The following is a 23,343-nucleotide window of genomic DNA, read 5'->3' as shown; positions in this document are numbered from 1 at the left end:
CTGGTGAACGCTCAGCACTCCGGGGACTGTCTCTGGAACTCTCTTCGAGTGCCCTGCATCCGTGGGAAACAACGACTGGAATCCGGACAGAATTCCCAACCCGCCCCCCGATTTTTCTGATCATGCAGTACCCTGTCCCACCACGCGAGGAGGCGAGATGCCGTCAGGGACCGCCGAGATGCAGGTCAGGGCGGGGATCGAGGCGGATCTCGAGAACCTCACGACGATCTACAACCACTACGTACGTGAGACGGCCGTCACATTCGACACCGTGGTCCTCACGCCGCAGGAGCGCCGCCCCTGGCTGCTCTCCCACCCGGAAGACGGCCCGCACCGGCTGATGGTTGCCACGGCCGCGGACTCACAGCGGATTCTGGGGTACGCCACATCCGGCCCGCACCGGCCGAGGCCGGCGTACGTGACGTCCGTGGAGACATCGGTGTACGTCGCGCCGGAGGCGGTCGGGCGCGGGATCGGCACGCTGCTCTACGGCGCCCTGTTCGAGGCCCTCGCCGGGGAGGACGTGCACCGCGCCTACGCGGGTATCGCCCAGCCCAACGAGGCGTCCGTCCGGCTCCACGAGCACTTCGGCTTCCGGCGCGTCGGCACCTTCCAGGAGGTCGGGCGCAAGTTCGGCCGCTACTGGGACGTGGCCTGGTACGAGAAGCCGCTGTAGCTCAGCCGAACTGCACCGACCGCTTCGCCATTCCCATCCAGAACCCGTCGATCACCGACTTCTGCGTGTCCAGCTCGCCGCCCGCCTCCGCCGCGCCCATGGTGACGAAGAGCGGGGCGAAGTGTTCGGTGCGCGGGTGGGCGTAGCGGCCGGCCGGGGCCTTGTCCAGGAAGTCGAGCAGGGCGTCCCAGTCGCGGGCCTCCAGGGCGCGCCGGCCCCAGTCGTCGAACTCGGAGGACCAGCTCGGCACGCCCGGGCCGGTGTGGCGCAGGGCGGCGAGGTTGTGGGTGAAGAACCCGGAACCGACGATCAGTACGCCCTCGTCGCGCAGCGGGGCGAGCCTGCGGCCGATGTCCATCAGGCGGACCGGGTCGAGGGTGGGCAGGGACATCTGGAGGACGGGGACGTCGGCGGCCGGGAACATCTCGACGAGGGGGACGTAGGCGCCGTGGTCGAGGCCGCGGTCGGGGATGTCCTGGACGGGGATGCCGGGGGCGCGCAGCAGCTTGCGGACGGAGTCGGCGAGCGCGGGGGCGCCGGGGGCGGCGTACCGCACCTGGTAGTAGTGCTCCGGGAAGCCCCAGAAGTCGTGGACGAGCGGGACGGTCTCGACCGCGCCGAGGGCGAGCGGGGCCTCCTCCCAGTGGGCGGAGACCATGAGGACGGCCCGGGGGCGGGGCAGGCCGGCGGACCAGGCGGCGAGCTGGCCGGGCCAGACGGGGTCGTCGGCGAGCGGCGGGGCGCCGTGGCTGAGGTACAGGGCGGGCATGCGCTCCTGGGTGGTGGCGGACATCTCGGCGGCTCCCAGTGGTCCAGAGACTGCGGGTCTCGAGCCAGATACTTTAACTCTCAAGCTCGCAGTTCAGACCTTACGCCCGACTTGTTCAAGTTTCAAGCAGCCGGCTCGTACAGTGGACCCATGAACACGGCACCGGACACCGCCACATCGCCCCGCTGGCTCACCGACGAGGAACAGCGCGTCTGGCGCGCGTACCTGCACGCCACCACGCTGCTGGAGGACCACCTCGACCGGCAGTTGCAGCGCGACGCGGGCATGCCGCACGTCTACTACGGGCTCCTGGTCGGCCTCGCCGAGGCACCGCGCCGCCGGCTGCGGATGACCGAGCTGGCCATTCAGGCCAAGATCACCCGTTCCCGGCTCTCGCACGCGATCGCCCGCCTGGAGAAGAACGGCTGGGTACGGCGCGAGGACTGCCCCTCCGACAAGCGCGGCCAGTTCGCCGTACTCACCGACGAGGGCCAGGAGGTGCTGCGGTGCACCGCACCGGGCCATGTGACCGCCGTACGGCAGGCGCTGTTCGAACGGCTGACCCCGGAACAGCAGAAGGCCCTCGGCGAGATCATGGAGATCGTCGCCGAGGGCCTCCAGCCCGACGAAGCGGGGGCGGACCTGCCCTGGCTCCGCTGACCCGCACACGGGTCAGCCGGGCGCCGCGGGCGCGGACCCGCCGCGGCTCCGCCGGCTCACGTACCGAAGCGGGAGCGGACGGCGGGCCGTCAGTGGGCGATCACCGGCACCGGCAGCTCGTCCTCGGCGTCCTCGCCGGTGGCCACCACGGTCGTACCGGGACGGCCCGCGTTGACGAACGTGAAGGCGATCAGGGAGGCGAGGCCCAGGATGCCGACGGCGAACCAGATCGCGGTGCTGTAGCCGTGCACCATGCCCTGGAGCTTCACCAGCTCCTGCTGCGGCTTGGCCGCGGCACCGGCGATGTGGTCCCTGACGTACGAGGTGGTCGCCGAGGCGGCGATCGTGTTCAGCAGGGCGGTGCCGATCGCGCCGCCGACCTGCTGCGAGGTGTTGACCATCGCGGAGGCCACACCGGCGTCCCGGGGCTGGACGCCCTGGGTGGCCAGGGACATCGCCGGCATGAACGCCGTACCCATGCCGAGACCGAGCAGCACGACCGCGGGCAGCAGCAGACCGGCGTACGAGGAGCCGATCTCAAGCTGGGTCAGCAGCAGCATGCCGAGACCGGCGACCAGGAAGCCCGGGCCCATCAGCATGCGGGCCGGGACGCGGGTCATCAGCCGGGTGCCGATCTGGGTGGACCCGGTGATCATGCCGGCGACCATCGGCAGGAACGCGAAGCCGGTCTTGACCGGCGAGTACCCCTTCACGATCTGGAGGTAGTAGGTCAGGAAGAGGAACAGGCCGAACATGCCGATGATCGCGAGACCGAGGGAGAGGTAGATGCCGCCGCGGTTGCGGTCGGTCACCACGCGCAGCGGCAGCAGCGGGGCCTTGACCCGGGCCTCGACGATCACGAACGCCACCAGCAGCACCACGGACGCGACGAACATGGCGACGGTCACGCTGTCGCCCCAGCCGTCGGAAGCGGCGCGGGTGAAGCCGTACACCAGGGCGACCAGGCCGAGCGTGGAGAGGATCACGCCGGGGATGTCGAGCGGTGAGCGGTTACGGCCGCCCTCCGGCTCCCGGATGACGAAGTAGGCGCCGGCCGCGGCCACGACGGCGAACGGGACGTTCACGAAGAAGGTCCAGCGCCAGTCCATGTACTCCGTGAGGAAACCGCCCAGGATCAGGCCGACGGCGCCGCCGCCGCCCGCGATGGCGCCGTAGATGCCGAACGCCTTGGCGCGCTCCTTGGCGTCGGTGAACATCACCGCCAGCAGGGACAGCGCGGCCGGGGCGAGCAGCGCACCGAAGGCACCCTGGAGGGCGCGGGCGCCGAACATCATCGCGCCGGTGGTGGCGGCACCGCCGAGCGCGGAGGCGGCGGCGAAACCGACGAGGCCCAGCACGAAGGCGCGCTTACGGCCCCACAGGTCGGCGATGCGGCCGCCGAAGAGCAGCAGGCCACCGAAGGCGAGGGCGTACGCCGTGACGACCCACTGCTTGTTGCCTTCGGATATGCCGAGGTCCTGCTGGGCGGAGGGCAGGGCGATGTTCACGATGGTGGCGTCCAGGACGACCATCAGTTGGGCGAGCGCGATGAAGACGAGCGCTTTCCAGCGGTTGGCGTCACCGCGCGGGGCGGCGAGGCCGGGAGCCTTGAGGGCTGTTTCTGACATGGGGATACCCACTTCGGTACTTCGTGACGGAAAAGATGGCGTGTAACGGAAAAATGACGAGAAAACGAAGACAAGGAGAAAAAAACAGGAGAACAGCGGATGCACGGCGACCGGACGGTGACAGGGCGGCTGCCTTGTACGTGGTGGGTGGACTGCGGCCGAGGACCGAACTGATCGGCCGGCCTGACCGGTCCTCCTGACCGGCCGGACCGATCGGCCCTACTGACTGGTCGTACTGATCACGTCAGCAGTCGCGCAGCTCCGCGATGCTCACGGCCGGGCCCGGCAGGGTGGAGTGGGCGGGGGCCCGCAGGCCGTCCAGGAACAGTTGCAGGTGACGGTGGACGAAGCGGTCGCCGCGGACGCAGTCCGTGCCGGCCGGGGGCCGGCTCAACTGGGCCACGACGATCAGCAGATCACCGACCCCCACATCGGGCCGGAGCTGTCCGGCCGCCGCCGCCCGGCCCATGACCTCCTCGACGAGCTGCTCGATGCGCCTGCGGGAAGCCTCCAGGTCGGGATGGTGCTGGTCGAAGGTGCTCGACACCATGGGGCACAGGGCACTGATCCGCTCGTCAGCGGCGGTGTGCACGAAGTGCTCCAGGGCGGCGAAGGCGTCCCCCGTCTCCGCGAGGGCCTGCTCGGCCGCCTCGGCCGTACGGTCCATCACGGTGCAGACGACCTCGCGGACGAGGGCGTCACGGTCGGGGAAGTTCCGGTACACCGTGGCGTTGCCGACACCGGCCCGGCGGGCGATCTCGTCGAGCGGCACATCCGGCCCGTGCTCGACGAACATCTCCTGGGCCGCGGTGACGATCCGCTCCCGGTTGCGCAGGGCGTCGGCGCGGGGCCGGGGCACCTTGCGCACGGAGGCGGTCGTGGCCGTCACGGTGTACTCCTTGGGGTCTCTGAGGCGCGGGGCCTGAGTTGATGGCTGCGTCGCCGCTCTCGTGTCGCGGCGCCGCCCTTGTGTCGCTGTGGCGCTGTTCTGTGTCGCTGTGGCGCCGTTCGTCGCGCCGCCGGTCGTGGCGCGCCGGGGCGAGGTGGTCGATCCGGGGAGCCGGTCCCCGTTTCATCCGGACACCTGGCTAAACGGGGAGAGCCTCCCCGGTTATTTCCCACCTTCCCCGAAATTCCTGTGACCTGGGCCACACTCACCCTCCCCCCGGGTTTCACCCCTCTGCGGACCGGCATTCCCACGATCGGCTCCTCCAGCGCGCGCCCCGCCTGCCACCGCCCCAGGGTGATCGCAAGGGTGCAGCCGGAGACCGGCGGCTGCCGTGGAGCGAAAGGTCCATGTATGCAGCCGCAGCCGCCCCGCCGCCGCATACGCCCGCGCCGTGTGACCGCCCTCACCGTGGTGACCGTGCTGACCTTCGCGGTCAGCACCTCGGCGGGGACCGGGCATCTGACGGCGCCCACCGCCGCCGGGCCGGCCGGCCTGGCCCGCTCCTCCGCGCTCGTACCGTGCATGGTCCACGGCGGCCCGGAGGTGCAGATGACCGAGGGCCTGCCCACCCCGCCGGGCTACTCCCGCTCCACCGGCACCGTCCACGCCCTGACCCTGATGGTCGACTTCCCCGACGCACCCGGCCAGGGCGGCGCCATGGACCGCTTCCACGAGTTCTTCCCGCAGACCCAGGAATGGTTCCGCACCGCGTCGTACGGCCGTCTCGACTACCGCCCCGAGACCCCCGTCACCGACTGGCTGCGGATGCCGAAGAACTTCCGCGCGTACGGCATAGAGCGCGGCGCCCCCCTTCGACCCCGGCTACCGGCGTCTGGTGCAGGACATCGTGGCCGCCGCCGATCCCACGGTCGACTTCCGCGACTACGACCTGCTGAACGTGCTCGTCACCCCGAACGCCGGCCCCTCCGCCCTGGACACCGTGCTGTCCGTGACCTTCGCCGGGAACACCGACGCCCCGGTCGCCGACGGCGTCCGCGTCGCCAACGCGTCCTTCGTCTACTCCCGCGCCAGGACGACGGCTCCGGCTCCTACGCCCACGCCGGCTTCCGGGTGCTGCCGCACGAGAACGGCCACACCTTCGGCCTGCCCGACCTGTACACCCAGGAGGGCGGGGGCGCGGTCGGGCACTGGGACATCATGAGCGAGGACTGGGGCGCCGACAACGACCTGCTCGGCTGGCACAAGTGGAAACTGGGCTGGCTGGACGACAACCAGGTCGGCTGCGCGGCGGCACGGGGCAGTCTCGAGTACACGCTGTCACCGCTGTACAAGGTGGACGGCGGCAAGCTGATCCTGGTGCCGGTCACCGCCCGCAGCACCTACGCGCTGGAGATACGCGCACAGGGCGGCAACGACGAGATGGTGTGCCGGCCGGGCCTGCTGATCTACAAGATCGACGCCACGGTCGACACCGGCCGGGGCCCGGTCACCGTCTACGACAGCCACCGCTCCAGCGGCGGCTGCACCCGCAGCCCCAACGTCCACACGGAACTCTCCGACGCCCCCTTCACCCCCGGCGAAAGCTTCAAGGACCCGCGCCACGGGATAACGGTGCAGGTGATGAGCAAGGACGAGGACGGGAACTACCGGATACGGATAACGCGGGCGTGAGAAGGGCCGGGGGGCGGGACAGGAACACCGGCCGGCCGAACCGGCGGCTCACCGCAACCCCGGTACCGGAGAGCCGAGGCCCACGAGAAACCGCCGGACCACCGGCCCCGCCACCGGGGCGGAGGAGTCGGACGCGCACCTGCGGAGGCAGTTGGACCCCTCGACGGGGTGGGCGGCGAGGGTCGGACGCGGCACCTGCGCAGACGGTCGGGCCCACCGGCAGGGTGGGGCGGCGGCGTAGCCACGCCGGACCTGACCACCCAGCCGACCCGCCGGACCTGACCACCCAGCCGACCCGCCGCACCGTCGACGACGGCGTCCAGGACCTCCCTTCCCGGCCCTGCGCTCAACAGCCGACCGCATCCAGGCAGACCTTCACAGCGCGTCCCGCTTCACCCACGTCCCACCCTCCTGATCAACCACCCCCACCCCGTCCCGCCCGATCCGGTACCCTGTGGACCGAGCGCCCACCAGGACGCCCACCCACGCCTTCGTAGCTCAGGGGATAGAGCACCGCTCTCCTAAAGCGGGTGTCGCAGGTTCGAATCCTGCCGGGGGCACAGAGAGAAGGGCCAGCTCAGGAGGGGTTTCCTCCCGGGCTGGCCCTTCGGCGTTCCAAGGGTCGTGCCACAGGCGTGCCACTACACCCGCACTTTCGCCTCGGGCGGTTCGCTACCTACGAACGAGAGACCACGCGGCGAATCGCCCCAACGCGCTCATGAAGCGTGCCGGATAGACTGCACGAACTCGCCGGATCCGTCATCGAGCAACCAGAACGACCAGCCGTTGCGGTTTGGGTTGACGTCGGGCTTGTAGTGCGTCACCACAGCCCGAGCCGCTCCGGTAGGCGTCTTGAAGCTTTGCCCCGCAAGCGGTCCCGACGTGATGTCGATCCTCTTCGTGTCCCGGTCATAGCTGCCACGGGTCCGATGACCTTCGTAGTCGGCATAGACGTCGACCTTGCGCTCCGCCTTCGCATCCTGCCCGTTGGCGGCGGCTGGCGCCGAGGACGGCACACTTGCGGTCCTCACAAGCCGAGCGACGACCTCACCTGCAGTTGTGTTCCCCATGCGCGCGGCGAACTCGATGTAGCGATAAGTCTGCGCATCAACCTCAATAGTTGGGCTCATGCCCTCCCCCTTGTCAGCCGGTTTCGACGAGCAGAGCGTAACACAGATCAAGGACGCAGGTCGCGTAAAAGGAGAATGAGGAGAAAAAGACGAACGAATCAAGATGGCGCAGGTAGATGAGCCAGACCGAAAGAGGAGCTCTCACGGGCTGGCCTCACACCCCCCCGTTGTGGCTATGTAGGTAGCTACCGCCGCCCGGGGATCTCGCTCGACAGATCCGAGGATGCTCTCCCGTCGCCTCGGATCATGGCGCCGAGCCGGTCAGCGATGGCCCGGTCGCGGTCGCTGGTCATGTGCTGATAGATCAGCGCGGCGCGCGAGCTGCTGTGGCCCATGCGGGTCATCAGCTCACGGGTGCTGGCCCCAGCTGTGGAGGCGAGCGTGTTGCCCGTGTGCCGCAGATCGTGGAAGTGCAGACCGGCCGTGACGCCCGCAGCCTTCCGAGCCTTGACCCAGTCGTCCCGGAAGTTGCTCCGCCGCAGTTGCCCACCCTGCGGCCCGATGAAGACGTGCCCCTCGCGGCCGGGAGCGGCGAAGTGCTCCAGGTGGTGCGTGACCGCGTCCAGCAGCTCGGCCGGGAAAGAAACGGAGCGCACCCCGGCCGCGGACTTCGGCGCCTTGTCGAAGAGCCGGCCGTCCTGCAACTCGGCCTGAGCGCGGCGCACGGTAACGGTCAGCTCTTCCAGGTCGATGTCCCGGCGCCGCAGGGCCGCCAGCTCCCCGAACCGCAGGGTGGTGAAGGCCGCCAGGAGCACGAGCAGCCGGTAACGCGGAGCGATGGAGTCGGCGACGGCGAAGACCTCCGCGACGGTGAGGACCGGTCGCTCGGGCACGTCATAACGGTCCGCGCCCTTGATACGGCACGGGTTGCGCCGGATCAGCTCGTCGTCCACGGCAGTGTTCATCAGGGCACGCAGCAACTGGTACGCCTTGACGACCGACGGCTCGCCGACGCCGGCCGCCAGGAGCTTGCCCCGCCAGCTCCGCACACGGGCAGTCGTCACGTCCGCCACCGTCCCGGCCCCGAGGGTGGGCAGGATGTGCAGCCGCATCACCGACTCGTTCCGCTCACGGGTGCGGTCGGCGAACTTCCGGTCTCGCAGCCATGCGGTGGCGTACTCGGCGAAGTTCACCGCCCCGGCGTCCGGGTCCGACCACTGCCCACGCGCGACGTCCGACTCGATGTGTGTGAGGGCTACTTGGGCATCGGTCTTGGTCGTGTACGTCTTCTCCGCTGGACGGAGCTGGCCCGTCTCCGGGTCCCGGTAGCGGACCTGCCAGCGGCCGGACGGAAGCTGTCGGACCGAACCGAACTCCCGACGCTTCCCCTTCTTGTTGGCCATCAGGCAGCCCTCCGCAGGGTGCTGCGCCGGTGGCCGATCGGCTGCACCGTGTTGGCGTCGATGAAGGCGTTCAGTGCGCTCTCCGGGATACGAATGTGCCGACCGACCTTGACGAATACGATGCGTCGCTCGGCGATCAGGCGGCGCGGGAAGCGTTCCGTGGTGCTGAGGAGTTCGGCCACCTGCGCCACGGTCAGGTAGCGGTCAGCCATGGGTGGGTTCTCCTTCCGTTCCGGGGGCGGGTTCGAGGGTTTCGGCGAGCCAGGCTTCGGCGTCGGTGAGGCCGGTTCCGGCGTAGACCCAGTGCGCGAGGACGAGGGTCGTGTCCTGCTCGGCCTCGCCGTCGAAAGCGGTCTGAGCCTGGACACGGCGCCATTCGGCACGTGCGTCGCGGAGGGCGCCGAGGGTGGTGGAGTAGCGGCGGGACTTGGTGGAGAAGTGGCCGCGGAAGCCGAGCATGTGGGCCCAGGCCCGTAGGCGGAGGTGTTCGAGGTCCTTGCGGGCGCCGAGGGTCCAGGCGGTGCGGACGAGCCGGCGGGCGTGGTCGCTGATGTCGAGCTGGGCGAGTTCGGCGAGGAACTTCAGCGGCCGGTCGAGAGCTCCCGTGGCGGTCTCGGCGCCCTTGGTGGCGTATTTGGCGATGTAGGCGGCGACGGCCCGCTCGGTCAGCTCCTGGCCGCCGTCGAAGTCGGCCGAGCGGATGGTGCGCACGTCGAGCTGACGGCCGAAGGTGAAGGCGTGCGCCCGGCCGTCGATGACCGGGCCGTCCACGCGGGTGGCGATGGCGGCGGCCCGGATGGCGTCGGTCAGCAGCTCGGCGGTGGCCCAGGCGGGAGGCGGGGTGTCGCCGCCGCCGGGGCCGTCGATTCGGACGACGGCGTGAAAGTGGACGGCTCCGCGCTTCTGGTACTCGGCCACCTTGGCGAAGGACACCCGGGCGTACTCGCGGAAGGCCCGCTGCGTGAGGCCGGCGCGCTTGGCGACCTCTCGGCGCAGGTAGGTCGAGAAGCGCCGCCACAGTGGACCGGCGTGCGCGTTCCAGAGCACGGCCGCTTCGTAGTCGTAGCGGTCGAGGTCGAGCGGAGTGCCCAGGGCCGGGTCGTCCTGGTCGTGGAGGGCGCCGCAGCGGCAGCGGCGGACCGACCCGGCCGGGGCGGTGGGCCGGTTGTGGACCGGGCCGAAGCTCGGCGCGGTGAAGGTGGCGAAGACGCGGGGGTGTGCGGCGACGCGTTCGGGGACGCCCTTGCCGCCGCGCAGGCCGGAGGTGATCAGGTGGAAGGTGTCGCGGCGGTAGACCTCGGCGCAGGCCGCGCACCGGGTGGTGCGGCGGTTGTTGCAGCGGACCAGGAGGTGACCGGCCGGGAGGTTGGAGGAGTCGAGGTGGTGGAGGACGTGGCCGATCTCGCCGGTGCGGGTGTTCACGTCGTACTCGGTGCGGTGGCCGTCGAGGCGGATCGGGTGCGTGCAGCCGCCGAGGCCGGCGAGCTGGCGCAGGAGGGCGGGCATGGTGCCGAGGGCGGCCAGTTCGCCGAGTTGTTGGAGAGGAGGCGGAGTGGCGCGGGTGATGATGGCTTCTCCTTCTGGTTCGGCTGGAGGGAGACAGCCCCCGGGGCGGCGGATGCTTGGCGGTATCGAGGCCGCCCCGGGGGTTCGGTGCGTCAGCGGCGGTGCTGGTCTCGCAGCAGGGAGCGCAGGACTACGGTGGCGACGGCCACGGAGGCGGCCGTGACGGCGACGGCGGCCAGGAGCGCGGTCAGCACGACACCGCCGACGAGGACGGCCGCGACCGCTCCGGTGCTGACGGAGATCTGAGGGACGGGACGCCGGGCGGGTGCCGGGTCGGCCACGGTGTGGGGGTACGCGGGCGGCGGTGTCGGGGCTGTCGGGGTACTTGGGCAGGAACACGGCGCAGCTCTCCTTGCCTACTCGTCTAGTCATGCGAGCCGTTGACGATGCCCACGCCGGAGCGCGTGCCGGACTCGATGGCCGGGGCCATGAACGTGTGCGAGAGCCAGAACCCGAAAAGGGCGATCAGGACGACGATCCACGTGCGGACGCCGAGGAACTTGACCGCTCCCCCAGGCGAAGAAGCCGAGGACGGCGACGAGCGGGAGGCTGACGGTCACGGTTTTCGGATCCTTTCAGCGGACGGGGCAGCGGTGAGTGCGGGCGGCCAGCTCGGCGGCGGCGCGGCTGTCGTAGTCGGCGGAGAAGCCGCAGCGCGGAGCCGTGCAGGCGGCGGTGTGCTTCTCCCGTCCGCGACCGTCGTAGGACGTGCCGACCTGGACGGGACCGATGCGGGTGACGGAGCGGAAGCGGCGGTTGGCGCTCACGTGGGGTGTCCTTTCAGAGCTGGGCGGCGATGGCGTCGGCCATGGGCGGCGGGACGCCGAGGCGGGCGCGCAGGGTCGGGGTGTCGATGGCTGTTCCGGTACGGGCGTGGTGCTCGGCGGCGACCTTGCGGGCGTGTTCGTCCAGAGCGGCCGGGACAGCGACGGGAACCGGGGCCGGTAGTGGCTCGAGTGCTGGTGCCACCGGGGGCTCCGGCGCGGGGCCGGGCGCGTCCTCCTCGCCCTGGATGTCCTCGACCTTCTCCTGGCCCACGTCGTCACTGGTCTCGTCATGCGTGGTCGGTGACGAGTGGGCGAGGAGGGTTCCGCCGAGGAAGGCGACCGCGGGCCAGCCCGCGACGAGGATGCGAAGCCAGGCCGGCACGTGGTCCAGGTCGAGCAGCCCGGCGGTGGCGACGTTCGCACCCAGGGACGCGGCGAGTGCGATCAGGAACCAGCACCACCCAGCCGCTTTTGCCTCACCCGACCGCAGTCGGCGCCAAGCGGCGACGAGCAGCAGGTCGACCGAGACGGGATAGGCCCACGCCTTCCACCCGTCCTGTCCGGCCGCCGAGGCGACGTCGTGCAGGTGGGCGAAGGACAGCGCGGCGGCGATGACCGCTTGGACGAGCACCGCGTCGACGCGGGCCAGGTGGGCGCGCATGCTGCGGCTCCTTCCGGGGTCGGGCATGGGAGGGGTAGGGACATGGCGTGAGGCGGTCACGCCGACCGAGGGCAAGGGCGGGTGCGGGTCAGTCGGTCACCGGTCGGGGCCGCACGACCGGGCTCGGTGTCTCGACGGGCCGCACGGGAACGTGAGGCCGGAAGCGGTTGAGCGCGGGCAGTTCGGGGACCAGGTGGGCCGATTCGCGACAGGTTTCGGCCGCGTCGCTGAGGGAGAGGTGCGGCGTGCGGATGCGGGACCAGCCGCCGGAGGTGTCACCGGCCACGGCGAGGCCGGGCCGTTCGGGTGCGATGGCACAGGCGGCGGAGACAGCCTCGGGGGCGATGTCGCCCAGCGCCATCTTGGCGGAGGCTTCGTCGTTGACGCGATGGCAGACGCGGCCGGTCAACTGGGCCCGCAGCATGGTCGCGCCCTTGCCCAGCTCGGCGCCGAAGCGCTGCCCGCAGACCTCCAGATAGATGCCGGCGGCCCGACCGAGCTGGGCAAGCCGGATAAGCTGGGTGACCATCTCGTCCCGCCGCTCTTCGTCCTTCTTCGTGGCCACGAGGAACAGTTCGGCGACCTCGTCAACGAACAACACGACGGGGACCGGCCGTTCGTGTTCGGGCAGGCCCCAGATGTCGGAGGTGATTTCCTCGTCCGGCGTGCTCGGCTCGATGCCCTGCCGGGACTTGATCAGGTCGTACCGGTCCTCCATTTCCTTGACGAGCACGGGCAGGAGTTCGGCGGCCTCGTCCGGGTCGGTGGCGAGCGCCGACAGCCGCGGAGCGAAAGGCGCCAGTTCCACGCCCCGTTTGCAGTCGATGCCCACCAGGGCGACGGGCTGACGGGCGAGCCCGGCGACCAGGTGCCGCAGGTACATGGACTTGCCGGACAACGTGGCGCCAAGCGTGAGCTGGTGCGGCACGGTGCGGTAGTCGCGTACGAAGGGAGTGGCGTCCTCCCGCAGTGCGACCGGCACCCGAAGAAGCCCCCAGGGCAGCTTTCGCGGCATGCGGACCCGCCGCAGCACGTCGAAGCCGACGAGCCGCAGGTCGACCACGCCCGGCTTGACCGTGGTCACGTAGACGGCATGGACGCCCCAGGCGTGCCGCAGCCGTTCGGCGGAGGCGGCCACGTCGGCGGGTTCCTGTCCCGGGGCGAGCCGCAGACGGACCCGCAGCCCCGTCGCGGTCGGCCTGATGACTCCCCGACGCGGCGGTACGGGCCGGACCTCGCGGCGAGTGGTGGCCTTGACCGCCAGGACCCGCAGCCGGGAGGGGGCCACAGTGAGGCCGCACGCCTCCATCACGGAGCCGTAGGAGCTGAGCAGCCGGACCGTGGACACCGGTAAGCCGACCGTGGACCAGTAGACGCCGGGGTGTCGCGCCCGGGCGTAGGCGGCCCCACCACCGAGTGCGGCGACGGGACCACCCACCTCCAGGAGCGTTGCCAGTTCGGTCATCAGGCCGTGGCTCCCACAGCGGCCGGGAAGGCGGTCGGAGTGACGGCGGCGGCCCGGAAGGCGATGCCGTGGCGCTGCTGCCCGTTGAACACGCTCTCCCACGGCCGGGCGACCAGGCCCGGCAGCGAGACCGGGGCACCGAGGGCGAGCCCTTCCGACACCCCGCTCTCCGGAACGGTGACCTTGATCAGGGACGACTCCCCCTCCTCGATGTACACGACGCCGATCGTCATCAGCGCCTCACCGCTGACGGCGTCCTTGGCGATCTCGCCCGACTGCCGGTCGCGGACCTTGGGCTCGGGCGCCTCGGTCAGCAGGATCGTCGCGGCCGAGGTCTCCACACGGATGGTGCGCAAGGCTTCTTCCTATCTACTCGTCTAGACAAGATGCATCCTTCGAACCCGACTTCGCCGGGAACATGAACCACCTTGCCACACGACTTGCTCACTCGTCTATACGAGTATGCGTGTCGGTGTGTACGAGCCCGAAGAAGTGGCCTCGCGCACCGCCGGTCAGGTCGCCGGAAGTTGGTAGGAGAGGACGTACGCGTCCGCCGCCATCACCGTGTCGCAGACCTCCACGGCCCGCCCTGCGGTGTCGAAGGCGGTACGGATCAGGTGGATCACCGGCACACCGGAAGCCAGTTGCAGCGTCTTCACCTCGGGCGGCGAGGGCATCCGGGCCCGGATCTCCTCCTCGAAGTGGTCGAGCTGGTGGCCCAGCTCCTCCAGGCGGGCGTAGATGCCGCCGGGGCCAGGATTGGGCTCGGCGATCTGCGTACCGCGGGCGATGTCGAGCGGAAGGTAGGAGGTGGCGAACTCGACCGGCCGGCCGTCGAGCAGGTACCGGCGACGCCGGGCGAGTACGCGCCGCACGGAACCGAGCCGGGTAGAGATGTCCTGGCTGGCCTTCTCCTCCTTGACCTCCAGGCTGTCGACCTTCGGGTGACCGCCGGCGGCGTCGGCCTCCACGATGAACGCGGACTTCCCCTGCTCACGGTGGCGCCGGGCGAACCGGTCGGAGGCGAGCCGACGGACCGGAGGCCGGGGACGGACGAAGACGCCCTTGCCGTGCTCGGCGTGCACCAGGCCCTCACCCTGGAGGATCGAGAAGGAGTTCCGGACCGTCATGCGGGAAACCCCGTAGTGCTCGACCAGCTCAGCCTCGGAGGGCAGCTTCTCCCCCTCCTTGAATCGCCCACGGTCGATGGCTTCGCGCAGTTGGTCGGCGATCTGCCGGAAGACCGCACGATCACTGGTCGGGTCGAGGCCGCCGAGAATGCTCGGTAGGGACGCCATGCGTACTCCTTTAGGTATCTAGACGAGTGGGCGAGTCTTGTTGCTACGGTGGAGAGCCTAGTCAGCCGAGAGGGCCGAGGAACGTGAGCACAGAACGCCCGCACTCCGTGAGCGTCGCCGGGGTCATCGTCGATGACCAAGGCCGGGCCCTTCTGATCAAGCGCCGCGACAACGGTAAGTGGGAGCCCCCGGGCGGAGTCCTCGAACGCGAGGAAACCATCCCCGAAGCCCTTCAGCGCGAGGTCCTCGAAGAAACCGGCATCAAGATCGCACTTCCCGCGACCCTGACCGGGATCTACAAGAACATGACAGGCCTGATCGTCTCCCTCGTCTTCCGCTGCCAGGCGGCCGACGGCACTCCGACCACCGGGGATGAGACCCGCGCGCTGCATTGGGCCACCCGCGAAGAAGTCATCGAACTCGCCGACGAGGCGTACGCGGTCCGCGTCCTTGACGCACTCGACGCGGCGTCCCCGCCGGCCATTCGCGCCCATGACGGCGTGAAACTCGTCTAGCCCGAACCCGCTGCACATGGCGGCCTACCAGCACGAAGGAACTTGTATGCACGAGTATACGAGTACAGCCCGGGTCTGGGGACTGTCTTGCCCAGGTTTCCCGGAAGAGGTCAGCCGGGCCCGCCGCTGGACGCGCGACATCCTGCGCGGCTCTCCTCTGGCCGACGACGCCGAGCTGATCGTGAGCGAGCTGAGCACCAACGCGATCCTTCACACGGCCAGTGGCATGCGGTCGGGCAGCTTTCATCTGGCACTCGCGGTCTCGTCGCAGGTGGTCGCCCTGTCGGTCATGGACGAGGGGAGCACCGGTACGGCGCCGAAGGTCGGGCACCAGGACGAGCGGGCCGAGCACGGCCGGGGCCTGAGCATGGTCAGCGCAATCGCTCACCGAGTCGTTGTCCACGACAGTCCCGGCGGGTACACCGTCACCGCGGAACTCTTCCCCCAGGCCGGGCCGGCGGGAGGGCACCCGTGCTGATGCCCGCTCTTCCCGTACCGCCGAGGACGGACAGAAGCCCCCTCCTCTGCCAGTGCCGAGCCGCCGCCTACCCGCTGGACGAGGTCCGTTCCATCCCGTTGGGATCACACGACGCCACGAGCCCACGCCTGGCGCTGCGCTGGTTACGAGAGCGCGCGCGGGACATCACTGACCAGCTCGACGCCCCGTACGCACAGCCGGGCCTGCACTGGCTGACGGACGAAGCCGAACACGAACGCGCCCTGGCCTACATGACCGGCGGCACGGGCTACCAACTCACCCTCTATGACGAGAGCACCCGTTACGTGTTGCTGGCCTACCCGGTGGGAGTGAAGTCATGAACGGGCCCACCCGCGGCTTCTGGTGCGAATGCTGGACCGAGGATGCCGCCAGCACAGAAGGGCCGACGCGCTTGGCGTCGTTCGATGCCTACTCGGCGGTCGAGGCGAACAACTGGGTGGCGACGATCCTGCGCACCATCTCACCAGCACTCGACACGGCCGCTTCCCAGGAAGCATGGACGCGACTCCACGACGACCGCATCGACACAAGGCGCGCCCTGTTGCGTCGGGAGCCCTGGACGGTATCCATCACGCACGTCAGCACGCGCATCACATGGACAGTCCGACCAGCAATCTTCCTGCCCCTCGCACACCGTCAGGGCCTGGAACTCCCAGCCTGCGCACACGGCTTCAAGCCCCGCATGTCCGACTGAGTTACAACTTTCTCTACTGGTTCAAGGCGGGTCGCTCCGCTCCCCGCGCGCGGCCCGGCCCCCGGCCGGGCCTGCGCTCATGTCTCCGCCCCGCTCCAGCCCGGCCGGCGCCCGTGCCGCGCTCTTGGCGATCAGCCACCTGGCGTCAGAGAAGGGGTACGTCGTGGCTGGGGCGGTCGGCTCCACGGCTTTAGGCAGCCACTTTGGCGCGAGCCTCGAAGATCATGGCCCCAACGTCGTGCTTTACCGGGCAGGTCCACAGACTGCCCGACGCGCCGAAAGCTTACGGGGCCATGATCACTCGCGCCAAAGCAGCTCCAGCCCAAAGCCGCTCCGCCGACCTCACGTTGGACGCCCTTCCACCCATGGGACCCCTCCCTACTTCTTTTATGACCTAGTTGGCCTCGCTCGCGTTTCGCGGTGCACCGCCATCGAAGGGCATGCCGAAATTTGCCAATAGATATCCATGAACCTCCTCGGCGAGGCCATTTTGCACAATGACTCTAATTAGACGTTTCGTGAAGGTGGTCTGGTCACGAGAGTCGTCGAGAGAGTACACATAAATCTTAGCAATGTGCAACGGATCGTAGACGCTAAAAATGTCCTGAAGCACCAGTTCGAACATTAGCGGATTCGAAAAATCAGACATCTTCTTCATCTGGCGCGCCAGCCGGTATAGGTCGCCATGTTTCACCGACTTAATTCGCTTGAGCCATCGGCTCGCGAATACTCTAATATCGGCTTCCCGATTTGACTCCGCGATTATCTGTCCAAACTTCGTCACCGACCCCGTGTATCCAACCTGCTCCTCAATCAGCTTGACCGAAGCTTGCCTTTGTCCCTGCGCATCCAAGAAGTCGACTATGTCGAAGAACCGGTTACTGCGATCCGGATAATGACTCCATCGCCTGAGCCAACGGGAAGCGACGCCGGCCAGAAAGGCGTCTACCCTCGTAGCCGCCCCCTCCGAGCTAAAAGTAAGGTACCCTTCCAAGAATCCGAACAAATCCTCAATCGGCCTGCGGCTTACTGATTTCTCTACACAGCCCAACAGCAGTGTCCGAGCTCTACTCGAGTGGTCCGCGCTGGATACTTCCTCGACTTCCCTTACCAAGTCGACTGAAGCTGAAATTGGATGCTGCCTACAGTAATCCGTCACGAGCTGGCTGGCATGGTCGCCCATGTCGCACCCCTCAAGCCAGATAGCCAATTTAGCAACGTCGGCACTGGCTCGACTCAAGGAAAATTCAGCCAATTCGCGATGCATTTCGACATCACCAGCGTCTCTCAATCTCGCTTGAACAAATTCCACCGGCAAGCCAATGTCATCAATGTTATCCCTCTCCCTCTTTTCGGCGACTTCAATTTCTACTACAATTGCCCGCTTCTCTAGCTGAGCGCAGCGTTCCTCGGCCATCTCCTTCTGCCTGATCGTGTCCTTCAACTCTTGACGGAGTCGCGAGATCTCATCCAAGAGATCCGCCCGCTCATCTCGATTCCGTTGGTTTTCTCCCTGTAAAATAAGCATTTCAGCCTCGATGTGGATCCGGTCCGCAATCCAATCCGATTGGGACTGGGTGAGCTCCATGCGCATTTCATTGACTTCAGCTTGCCGTCGCTCAAGAAGCCCTTCGAGGGCCTCCTGATGCAACAACAGACGCTTTACCTCCCGCTCGGATTTTTGAGCTTCACCGCGAATTCTTTCAAGCTCATACAGATCGGGGTCGTAGACTCGCAACGCTTCGGCACGCATGCCGTGTAGACGGGCGCGAGTTTGCGCAGTGACAGGCACCTTCCTGTGGCATTCCACCTCCTTTAGCAGGCGATCGATGAAATCTGGTGTGGCCACTCGCCGACCGTTCAGAAAGCGCGAAACATAACTTTTGTCATAGTTGGACCGAATTGCGAAGTGTTGACGACTCATCTCCAGGCTGTTGAAGATCAAGGTCAACTCGGTTGCAAGCGCTGCAACCTCGGGCAGGTTGCTCAGCTCAATCTCCGATGGTCGACTCGCTGACCTGCGGTTATCCCCCATGGCCCCCTCCGTCCTCCGAGCCCTCATTGTTGCACCGGAGAGTCAACAGATGCGGCTTCTTGCAACTACTGACAGGAGGCAAGGTGGCAAACACCTAGTTCAGTGCTGAGAGGAGACATCGTTGATTGGTCCCAATTTCCTGCCGCGGCTAGCATCAGCATCGCGTGCGCTACAGCGCGTCCTACTGGTCGCTTTGTGTCTAATCCCAGTGATTCTCGTGACGATCGCAAGCATTCCTGCGTTGGTGGTGTTGCCGTTCACGGAAGGTGGGGCCGGCCGGTCGAGCAAGGTGACTCGCCAGCTTGCTGAGTGGACCCAGCGGACACTCGCTGCAAGCCGCCCCTGAGCAGCCCCCCTTCACAGACCCGGTCCACCGTCGCCACAGCTCACTGCGGCCTGATCGGTTGGCGAATGGCTGGTAGGTGGCGCCCCGCTCCTGTTGGGCTCGCTACCGCCTCAGCATCCGTTCTATCCAGCAGACGCCCGACATCCACGCCTGACATCAACGACGCCGGACGGAGGCGTACACCCGCGATTCTGGCCAGCCGTCGCCCCAGTCGCCGACACCAGTTGGAGCGGGAGCGGATCGAACTCCTAAAGCGGGTGTCGCAGGTTCGAATCCTGCCGGGGGCACAGCGCATAACCGCTCTGACCTGGGGTTTCTCCCCCAGGGAGGGCTCCTACTCGGCCTCGGACTCCTTGTCCGGGGCCGTTTGCGTGAGCGGTGCGTGAGCGGACGGAGAGTTGATCTCCGGAATTTCTCCCGACGGATCAGCATCATCCGGCACGGACTCCGGGCCGGGATGCTCCGCGTCGTCGGGCTCGGCCTCCGCCTCAGGGGCGGTGTTCTCGGAGGTGGCGCGGGCGCGCGGGACGAGCCGGGCTGCGGCCTCGGCGATCGCCAGGTCCGCTTCGGGGAGCAGGCTCGTGTACGTGTCGGCCGTGATGGTGATCGAGGAGTGGCCGAGCATCTCCTGGATGTCCTTCAGGTCGGCCCCGGCCGCGTGGGCGAGGGTCGCGGCACCGTGGCGGAGGTCGTGGAGCCGGACCGGCGGGAGGTCGATCTCCTCGTACAGCTCGATGAACCGTCGCGTGACGTTGGCGGGGTGGAGCAACTCACCGTTCTCCTTGGTGAAGAGGCGTCCGGTCTCCACCCAGGCGCTCTCCCACTCCTCGCGGTCCTTGTCCTGCTGGGCGCGGTGCCGCTTGAGGGCCTGGACCGTGTCGGAGTCCAGCGCGATGGTGCGCGCGCCGACGTCTGTCTTGGGGTCGTCCTCGTACACCTCCCAGCCGTCCACGACGAGTTGCTTGGCGACGGTGATGAGACCGGCATCCAGGTTGGTGTCCGTCCACTTCTGCCCGCACGCCTCGCCCCGCCGCAGCCCGCGGAACGCGATCAGGTGGAACAGCGCGTACAGGCGGTCCTCCGCAACGTGGTCGAGGAAGAGGCCGGTGTGCTCCGGCGTCCAGACCATCACTGCCGACGGCTTCTCTCCGCTGCGCTTCCAGTGGAGGATGCGCTCCTCGGTCCATACGAGGGCCTTGGGGCGCTTGCCCGCCTCCAACTCGACGTGGGCGGCCGGGTTGAAGGTGATGAGCTGCTGGGCGATCGCAGCGTTGAGTGCGGCCCGCAGGGTGGAGCGGACGCGCTGGCGTGTGGCCGGACCGACGATGCGGCGGTAGGGCTCCATCTCGGCGATGGCTGCCTTCATCGCCTTGCGGCGGGCGCGGGGCTCGCGGCCTTTCCAGGGGATCTGGGCGAGGTCCTCGAACGCCTTGCGGCGGGCCGCGTTGCCTTCCGCGATCTCGACGTTGGCCTCGGCAATGGCCTCGAACATCTCCGACAGGTGGGCGACCCGGAGGCGGTCGAGCCGGTAATGCCCGATCCGTGGTTTGAGGTGGACGCGGATGTTGCTCTCGTCCCGGCTGATGCCGCTCTGCCGCCCCTTCTTGCCCGCCAGCCACATGTCCAGCCACTCGCCAACCGTGAGCCTGCTCGTCAGGTCCAGGCCGTGACTGAGGCGCCTGCGGGTGGCCTCGATGTTCGGCAGCGGGGCCTTCTCCTCGGCCACCTTCTCCAGCAGCTCGGCTATCTGGGCCAGGCCCTCGGCGTCATCGGCGTCGGCGAGGCCGACGAGAGCGCGTACGTGGTCGAGGTCGACCTGGGCGGCCTTGAGGGAGTCGTAGCCGGCGCGGCTGAAGGAGCGGCGGGTGCCGTCTTCGCGGGGCGGGAGCTCCTGGCGTATGGAGTACGAGCCGTGCTTGCGGCTGGAGAGCTTGGGGCACTTCTTGCCGAGCGGCTTGCCGGTGTGGGGGTCGCGGCAGTAGCAGCGGCGGTGGGTGGAACCCTTCAAAGATCGTTCTCCTCGGTGGTGTTGGGGGCGGTTTCGGGTGGGTCGACATCGGCGAGTTCCGGCGGCAGGTGCGGTGGTGTGCCGCCGTCTTCGCGGATGAAGGCGCGGGCGCTGCGAAGCCGGTACTTGGCTTCCAACACCCTTTCCGCGTAGTCGGCTTGGGCGAGGAGGGCTTCCTCGCGTTCGGCTTTGTTGGGTGCTGTCTCCGCTTTCCAGCGCTCGTGCTTCTCGCCTTTCAGGGCGGCCAGAGCGGCGCGCTGGTGGCGGATGTGGGCGCGGAAGGACCGGAGCATGGCGTCTTCCCTGCCGAGCTCCTCCCTGTCGCCGGTGAACCAGCGCATGGCATCCCAGGTCCGTTCGGAGTGCTGCAGGGGGAGGCGCTGGACTCGGTCGACGTAGCCGACGGGGTAGAGCAGGCAGATCGGGTAGGTGTCCAGGGCTTCGGCGAGGACGATGACGTCGACCAGGGGCAGGTTGGCGCGGCGGCCGGACTCCATGTTGGCGATCACGTTGCGCGGGATCGGGTGGCCGATCTCCTCGCAGCGGTCGGCCAGGTCCTGGGCGCTCATGTGCAACTCCTTCCTTCGTCTGCGGACCTCGGCGGCCACGGTGGCCATCACTTGGTCCACCCACTCCGGGACGTCGTCCTCGTCCCTTCCAGCATCGAAACCGTGTTGTGTCATGAAGACACATTAACTTCCCTACCGTTGATTCCATGGCCTGGAGACGAGCGTGATCGTCGTGTTCGCCGAGGGCTCAGTCATGGATGGAGCGCGTATGCGCGAGAACGGACTCGCCGGCCGGGTGAAGGGCATGAGCCGCGAGGAGCTGCTGGAGCTTCCCGCCGCCGTTGACCTGGAGACAGGCAACCGGGCGCTGGGGCTCGGGCGAAGCAAGGGGTACGAGCTGGCGAAGCGCGGCCAGTACCCGTGCAAGGTGCTGCGGCTGGGCAACGCCTACCGGGTGGTGACCGCAGACCTGTTGGCCCTGCTGGGCCTGGCCGCGTGAGAGCGGGGAACCGTAGCAGACCGTTCTGCGCTGAGCTGACACAGAAACGCTGGACTGTGGCCAGGCGTGGACGTACGGTCCGTGTTCCCTCGCGATCACCGAACGCTCGCGAGAAGAGGGTGGGCCCCCGGCGGAGCAACCCCGAACGGCCCTGGAAGAACCAACCCGGCGGCAAGGGCGTGCGAGCCCGCCACCGCCAGACGAGGAGCTGCCGAGTGCAACCCGAGAACCCCGAACCCTATTCCGCCCCCGCGCAGGCCATCTGGCCCGCGGCGGCCATCCCCGGCCGACCCGGCGCCCACCTGCACGCCACGCAGGCCGACGACGCCGATCCGAGCCCCGGCAGTGATGCAGATGCCCGCAGCACCGACGAGGCGAAGACGCCGAGCGGGCCGGAGGAAATATCCGATGCGGAGCCGACGTACGGCTCCGAGTTGCTGGACGAACTGCGCGGGCAGATCGCCCAGTTCGTGATCCCGCCCTCTCAGGAGGCCCTCGACGCGATCACCTTGTGGGTGGCAGCGACGCACCTGCAGCCCGCATGGCAGCACGCCCCGCGCCTGGCGGTGGTGGGCCCGGCGAAGAGGTGCGGCAAGTCGCGGCTGCTGGACGTGCTGACCGAGACGGTCCACGAACCGATGCTCACCATCAACACCACCCCGGCGGCCATCTTCCGGTCGATCTCCGAGGACAACCCGCCAACCCTCCTGGTGGACGAGGCGGACACCATCTTCGGCCCGAAGGTCGCGGAGAAGAACGAGGAGACGCGCGGCCTGCTCAACGCCGGCCACCAGCGAGGGCGGTACGTGACCCGGGTCGTGGGCAACGACCACACCCCGCACCGCTTCGCGACCTTCGCCATGGCGGCCATCGCGGGAATCGGCGAGCTGCCCGACACGGTCATGGACCGGTCGGTCGTGATCCGCATGCGGCGCCGGGCCGAGGGCGAGAAGGTCAAGCCCTTCCGCTCCCGCCGCGACATCCCGGCCCTGCATGACCTGCGCGACCGTATCGCCGCGTGGGCCCGGCCGCTGCTGGACGAGGCGGCGAACCTGGAGCCGGACATGCCGGTCGAGGACCGTGCCGCGGACACCTGGGAGCCCCTGGTTATCGTCGCCGACCTCGCCGGCGGGCGCTGGCCACGCCTGGCGCGCCTCGCGTGCGCGCGGATGGTCGCCGCCGAAGTGGCGGCCGAGGAAGAGCACCCGAGCGGAGCGCGGATCCTCGCCGACATCCGCCGGGTCTTCCACGCCCAGCGTGAGGTGGACAGTCTGTCTACCGAGGAACTCCTCCATCACCTGCGCCAGGACGCGGAGGCGCCGTGGGCGGAGTGGGGGCGGGGCGGGCTGACCGCCCGTGAACTGGGCAGGATGCTGCGCGAGTTCGAGATCAGGCCCGGCAACGTGCGCATGGCCGACCGGACCCAGCGCAAGGGCTACATGCGCAACAAGTTCCTGGATGCCTGGAGCCGGTACTGCCCCACCGTCCACTCAGTGGACCCCCAGGCGGCCCGCCCGGTGAACCACCCGCCGTTCACTGAGTGAACGCCCTGCCCGGCGAACTCGACGCGGGCCGAACCCCGCCCCCTTGTTGCCGTCCCTGCCGTCCCTGCCGTGATCTCGCAGGTCAAACGGCATACCGGCAAGACGGCAACCGGGGCCAAGACGGCAACGCGATCCGCCATGGCAGCCCTA

General features: G+C 68.5%; 23 protein-coding genes, 1 tRNA gene and 3 pseudogenes. 10 read left to right on the top strand and 17 right to left on the bottom strand.

Features of this window, described 5'->3' with window-relative positions; all coding sequences use genetic code 11:
- Positions 1 to 157 precede the first annotated feature (157 nt).
- A complete protein-coding gene (locus D9753_RS20475) occupies positions 158 to 676 on the top strand; it encodes a GNAT family N-acetyltransferase (protein ID WP_121788310.1) in 519 nt (172 codons plus the stop codon).
- A 1-nt stretch (position 677) separates the two neighbouring features.
- On the opposite strand, the gene D9753_RS20470 is transcribed toward D9753_RS20475, so the two are convergent.
- The gene (locus tag D9753_RS20470) at positions 678 to 1,469 is read right to left on the bottom strand and encodes a dioxygenase family protein (RefSeq protein ID WP_121788309.1); all 792 of its coding nucleotides are present in this window, start codon (positions 1,467 to 1,469) and stop codon (positions 678 to 680) included.
- A 126-nt stretch (positions 1,470 to 1,595) separates the two neighbouring features.
- On the opposite strand from D9753_RS20470, the gene D9753_RS20465 reads away from it, so the two are divergent.
- Entirely contained in the window at positions 1,596 to 2,105 is a 510-nt protein-coding gene (locus D9753_RS20465) for a MarR family winged helix-turn-helix transcriptional regulator (protein WP_121788308.1), read from the top strand.
- 89 nt (positions 2,106 to 2,194) lie between these two features.
- Here the strand turns inward: D9753_RS20465 and D9753_RS20460 are convergent, their stop codons facing one another.
- Both D9753_RS20460 and D9753_RS20455 read right to left on the bottom strand, forming a co-directional pair.
- Positions 2,195 to 3,733, bottom strand: coding sequence for an MFS transporter (locus D9753_RS20460; RefSeq protein ID WP_121788307.1), 1,539 nt, complete (start codon positions 3,731 to 3,733; stop codon positions 2,195 to 2,197).
- 244 nt (positions 3,734 to 3,977) lie between these two features.
- A complete protein-coding gene (locus tag D9753_RS20455; RefSeq protein WP_121788306.1) occupies positions 3,978 to 4,622 on the bottom strand; it encodes a TetR/AcrR family transcriptional regulator in 645 nt (214 codons plus the stop codon).
- Between the two features lie 411 nt (positions 4,623 to 5,033).
- Here D9753_RS20455 and D9753_RS20450 point away from each other — a divergent pair.
- Together D9753_RS20450 and D9753_RS20445 are read left to right on the top strand one after the other, a co-directional pair.
- Positions 5,034 to 6,314: pseudogene (locus D9753_RS20450) on the top strand (M6 family metalloprotease domain-containing protein).
- A 487-nt stretch (positions 6,315 to 6,801) separates the two neighbouring features.
- Positions 6,802 to 6,874, top strand: a tRNA-Arg gene (locus D9753_RS20445).
- 156 nt (positions 6,875 to 7,030) lie between these two features.
- Here the strand turns inward: D9753_RS20445 and D9753_RS20440 are convergent.
- The 11 genes and pseudogenes from D9753_RS20440 to D9753_RS20390 form a co-directional block, all read right to left on the bottom strand.
- A complete protein-coding gene (locus tag D9753_RS20440; RefSeq protein ID WP_121788305.1) occupies positions 7,031 to 7,444 on the bottom strand; it encodes a hypothetical protein in 414 nt (137 codons plus the stop codon).
- Positions 7,445 to 7,629: 185 nt separating this feature from the next.
- Positions 7,630 to 8,787: a tyrosine-type recombinase/integrase gene (locus D9753_RS20435; RefSeq protein ID WP_121788304.1), complete on the bottom strand. Its 1,158-nt coding sequence runs from the start codon at positions 8,785 to 8,787 to the stop codon at positions 7,630 to 7,632.
- Positions 8,787 to 8,999 (bottom strand): excisionase family DNA-binding protein, encoded by a 213-nt coding sequence (locus D9753_RS20430; protein ID WP_121788303.1) that lies wholly within the window; start codon positions 8,997 to 8,999, stop codon positions 8,787 to 8,789. The genes D9753_RS20435 and D9753_RS20430 overlap by 1 nt, the downstream gene beginning before the upstream one ends.
- Positions 8,992 to 10,293, bottom strand: a complete 1,302-nt coding sequence (locus D9753_RS20425) for a replication initiator (RefSeq protein WP_121788302.1) — start codon at positions 10,291 to 10,293, stop codon at positions 8,992 to 8,994. Before D9753_RS20425 ends, D9753_RS20430 begins: the two co-directional genes overlap by 8 nt.
- A gap of 152 nt (positions 10,294 to 10,445) precedes the next feature.
- Positions 10,446 to 10,692, bottom strand: a pseudogene (locus tag D9753_RS20420) (SpdD protein).
- A 25-nt stretch (positions 10,693 to 10,717) separates the two neighbouring features.
- Positions 10,718 to 10,913, bottom strand: a pseudogene (locus D9753_RS38055) (hypothetical protein).
- Between the two features lie 15 nt (positions 10,914 to 10,928).
- Positions 10,929 to 11,120: a mobile element transfer protein gene (locus D9753_RS20410; RefSeq protein ID WP_004986816.1), complete on the bottom strand. Its 192-nt coding sequence runs from the start codon at positions 11,118 to 11,120 to the stop codon at positions 10,929 to 10,931.
- A gap of 13 nt (positions 11,121 to 11,133) precedes the next feature.
- Positions 11,134 to 11,781, bottom strand: a complete 648-nt coding sequence (locus D9753_RS20405; protein WP_121788301.1) for a DUF2637 domain-containing protein — start codon at positions 11,779 to 11,781, stop codon at positions 11,134 to 11,136.
- A gap of 88 nt (positions 11,782 to 11,869) precedes the next feature.
- The gene (locus tag D9753_RS20400) at positions 11,870 to 13,246 is read right to left on the bottom strand and encodes an FtsK/SpoIIIE domain-containing protein (protein ID WP_121788300.1); all 1,377 of its coding nucleotides are present in this window, start codon (positions 13,244 to 13,246) and stop codon (positions 11,870 to 11,872) included.
- Positions 13,246 to 13,602 carry an SCO3933 family regulatory protein gene (locus tag D9753_RS20395; RefSeq protein ID WP_121788299.1) on the bottom strand — a complete coding sequence of 119 codons (357 nt, stop codon included), beginning with the start codon at positions 13,600 to 13,602 and terminating at the stop codon, positions 13,246 to 13,248. The genes D9753_RS20400 and D9753_RS20395 overlap by 1 nt, the downstream gene beginning before the upstream one ends.
- 156 nt (positions 13,603 to 13,758) lie before the next feature.
- Positions 13,759 to 14,544, bottom strand: a complete 786-nt coding sequence (locus D9753_RS20390; protein WP_121788298.1) for a GntR family transcriptional regulator — start codon at positions 14,542 to 14,544, stop codon at positions 13,759 to 13,761.
- Between the two features lie 107 nt (positions 14,545 to 14,651).
- Between D9753_RS20390 and D9753_RS20385 the strand changes: the two genes are divergently transcribed.
- From D9753_RS20385 to D9753_RS20370, 4 genes are read left to right on the top strand one after another with little or no spacing between them, the layout of a single operon-like run.
- Entirely contained in the window at positions 14,652 to 15,059 is a 408-nt protein-coding gene (locus D9753_RS20385) for an NUDIX hydrolase (protein ID WP_121788297.1), read from the top strand.
- A gap of 46 nt (positions 15,060 to 15,105) precedes the next feature.
- Positions 15,106 to 15,537, top strand: coding sequence for an ATP-binding protein (locus D9753_RS20380; protein WP_121788296.1), 432 nt, complete (start codon positions 15,106 to 15,108; stop codon positions 15,535 to 15,537).
- Positions 15,537 to 15,878, top strand: coding sequence for a hypothetical protein (locus tag D9753_RS20375; protein ID WP_121791187.1), 342 nt, complete (start codon positions 15,537 to 15,539; stop codon positions 15,876 to 15,878). Before D9753_RS20380 ends, D9753_RS20375 begins: the two co-directional genes overlap by 1 nt.
- Entirely contained in the window at positions 15,875 to 16,252 is a 378-nt protein-coding gene (locus D9753_RS20370) for a hypothetical protein (protein WP_121788295.1), read from the top strand. The genes D9753_RS20375 and D9753_RS20370 overlap by 4 nt, the downstream gene beginning before the upstream one ends.
- A gap of 394 nt (positions 16,253 to 16,646) precedes the next feature.
- Here the strand turns inward: D9753_RS20370 and D9753_RS20365 are convergent, their stop codons facing one another.
- From D9753_RS20365 to D9753_RS20350, 3 genes are all read right to left on the bottom strand, one after another.
- A complete protein-coding gene (locus tag D9753_RS20365; protein ID WP_163010745.1) occupies positions 16,647 to 18,287 on the bottom strand; it encodes a hypothetical protein in 1,641 nt (546 codons plus the stop codon).
- A 680-nt stretch (positions 18,288 to 18,967) separates the two neighbouring features.
- A complete protein-coding gene (locus tag D9753_RS20355; RefSeq protein WP_121788292.1) occupies positions 18,968 to 20,641 on the bottom strand; it encodes a site-specific integrase in 1,674 nt (557 codons plus the stop codon).
- Entirely contained in the window at positions 20,638 to 21,324 is a 687-nt protein-coding gene (locus D9753_RS20350; protein WP_121788291.1) for a helix-turn-helix domain-containing protein, read from the bottom strand. Before D9753_RS20350 ends, D9753_RS20355 begins: the two co-directional genes overlap by 4 nt.
- 94 nt (positions 21,325 to 21,418) lie before the next feature.
- Between D9753_RS20350 and D9753_RS20345 the strand changes: the two genes are divergently transcribed.
- Both D9753_RS20345 and D9753_RS20340 read left to right on the top strand, forming a co-directional pair.
- Entirely contained in the window at positions 21,419 to 21,649 is a 231-nt protein-coding gene (locus D9753_RS20345) for a hypothetical protein (RefSeq protein ID WP_121788290.1), read from the top strand.
- A gap of 215 nt (positions 21,650 to 21,864) precedes the next feature.
- Positions 21,865 to 23,193: a DUF3631 domain-containing protein gene (locus D9753_RS20340; RefSeq protein ID WP_121788289.1), complete on the top strand. Its 1,329-nt coding sequence runs from the start codon at positions 21,865 to 21,867 to the stop codon at positions 23,191 to 23,193.
- Positions 23,194 to 23,343 lie beyond the last annotated feature (150 nt).

It is taken from the genome of Streptomyces dangxiongensis, from assembly GCF_003675325.1.
In the GTDB taxonomy this organism is placed as follows: domain Bacteria; phylum Actinomycetota; class Actinomycetes; order Streptomycetales; family Streptomycetaceae; genus Streptomyces; species Streptomyces dangxiongensis.
Note: the sequence above shows the minus strand (reverse complement) of the source record. Positions and strands in the feature narration are given on the sequence as shown.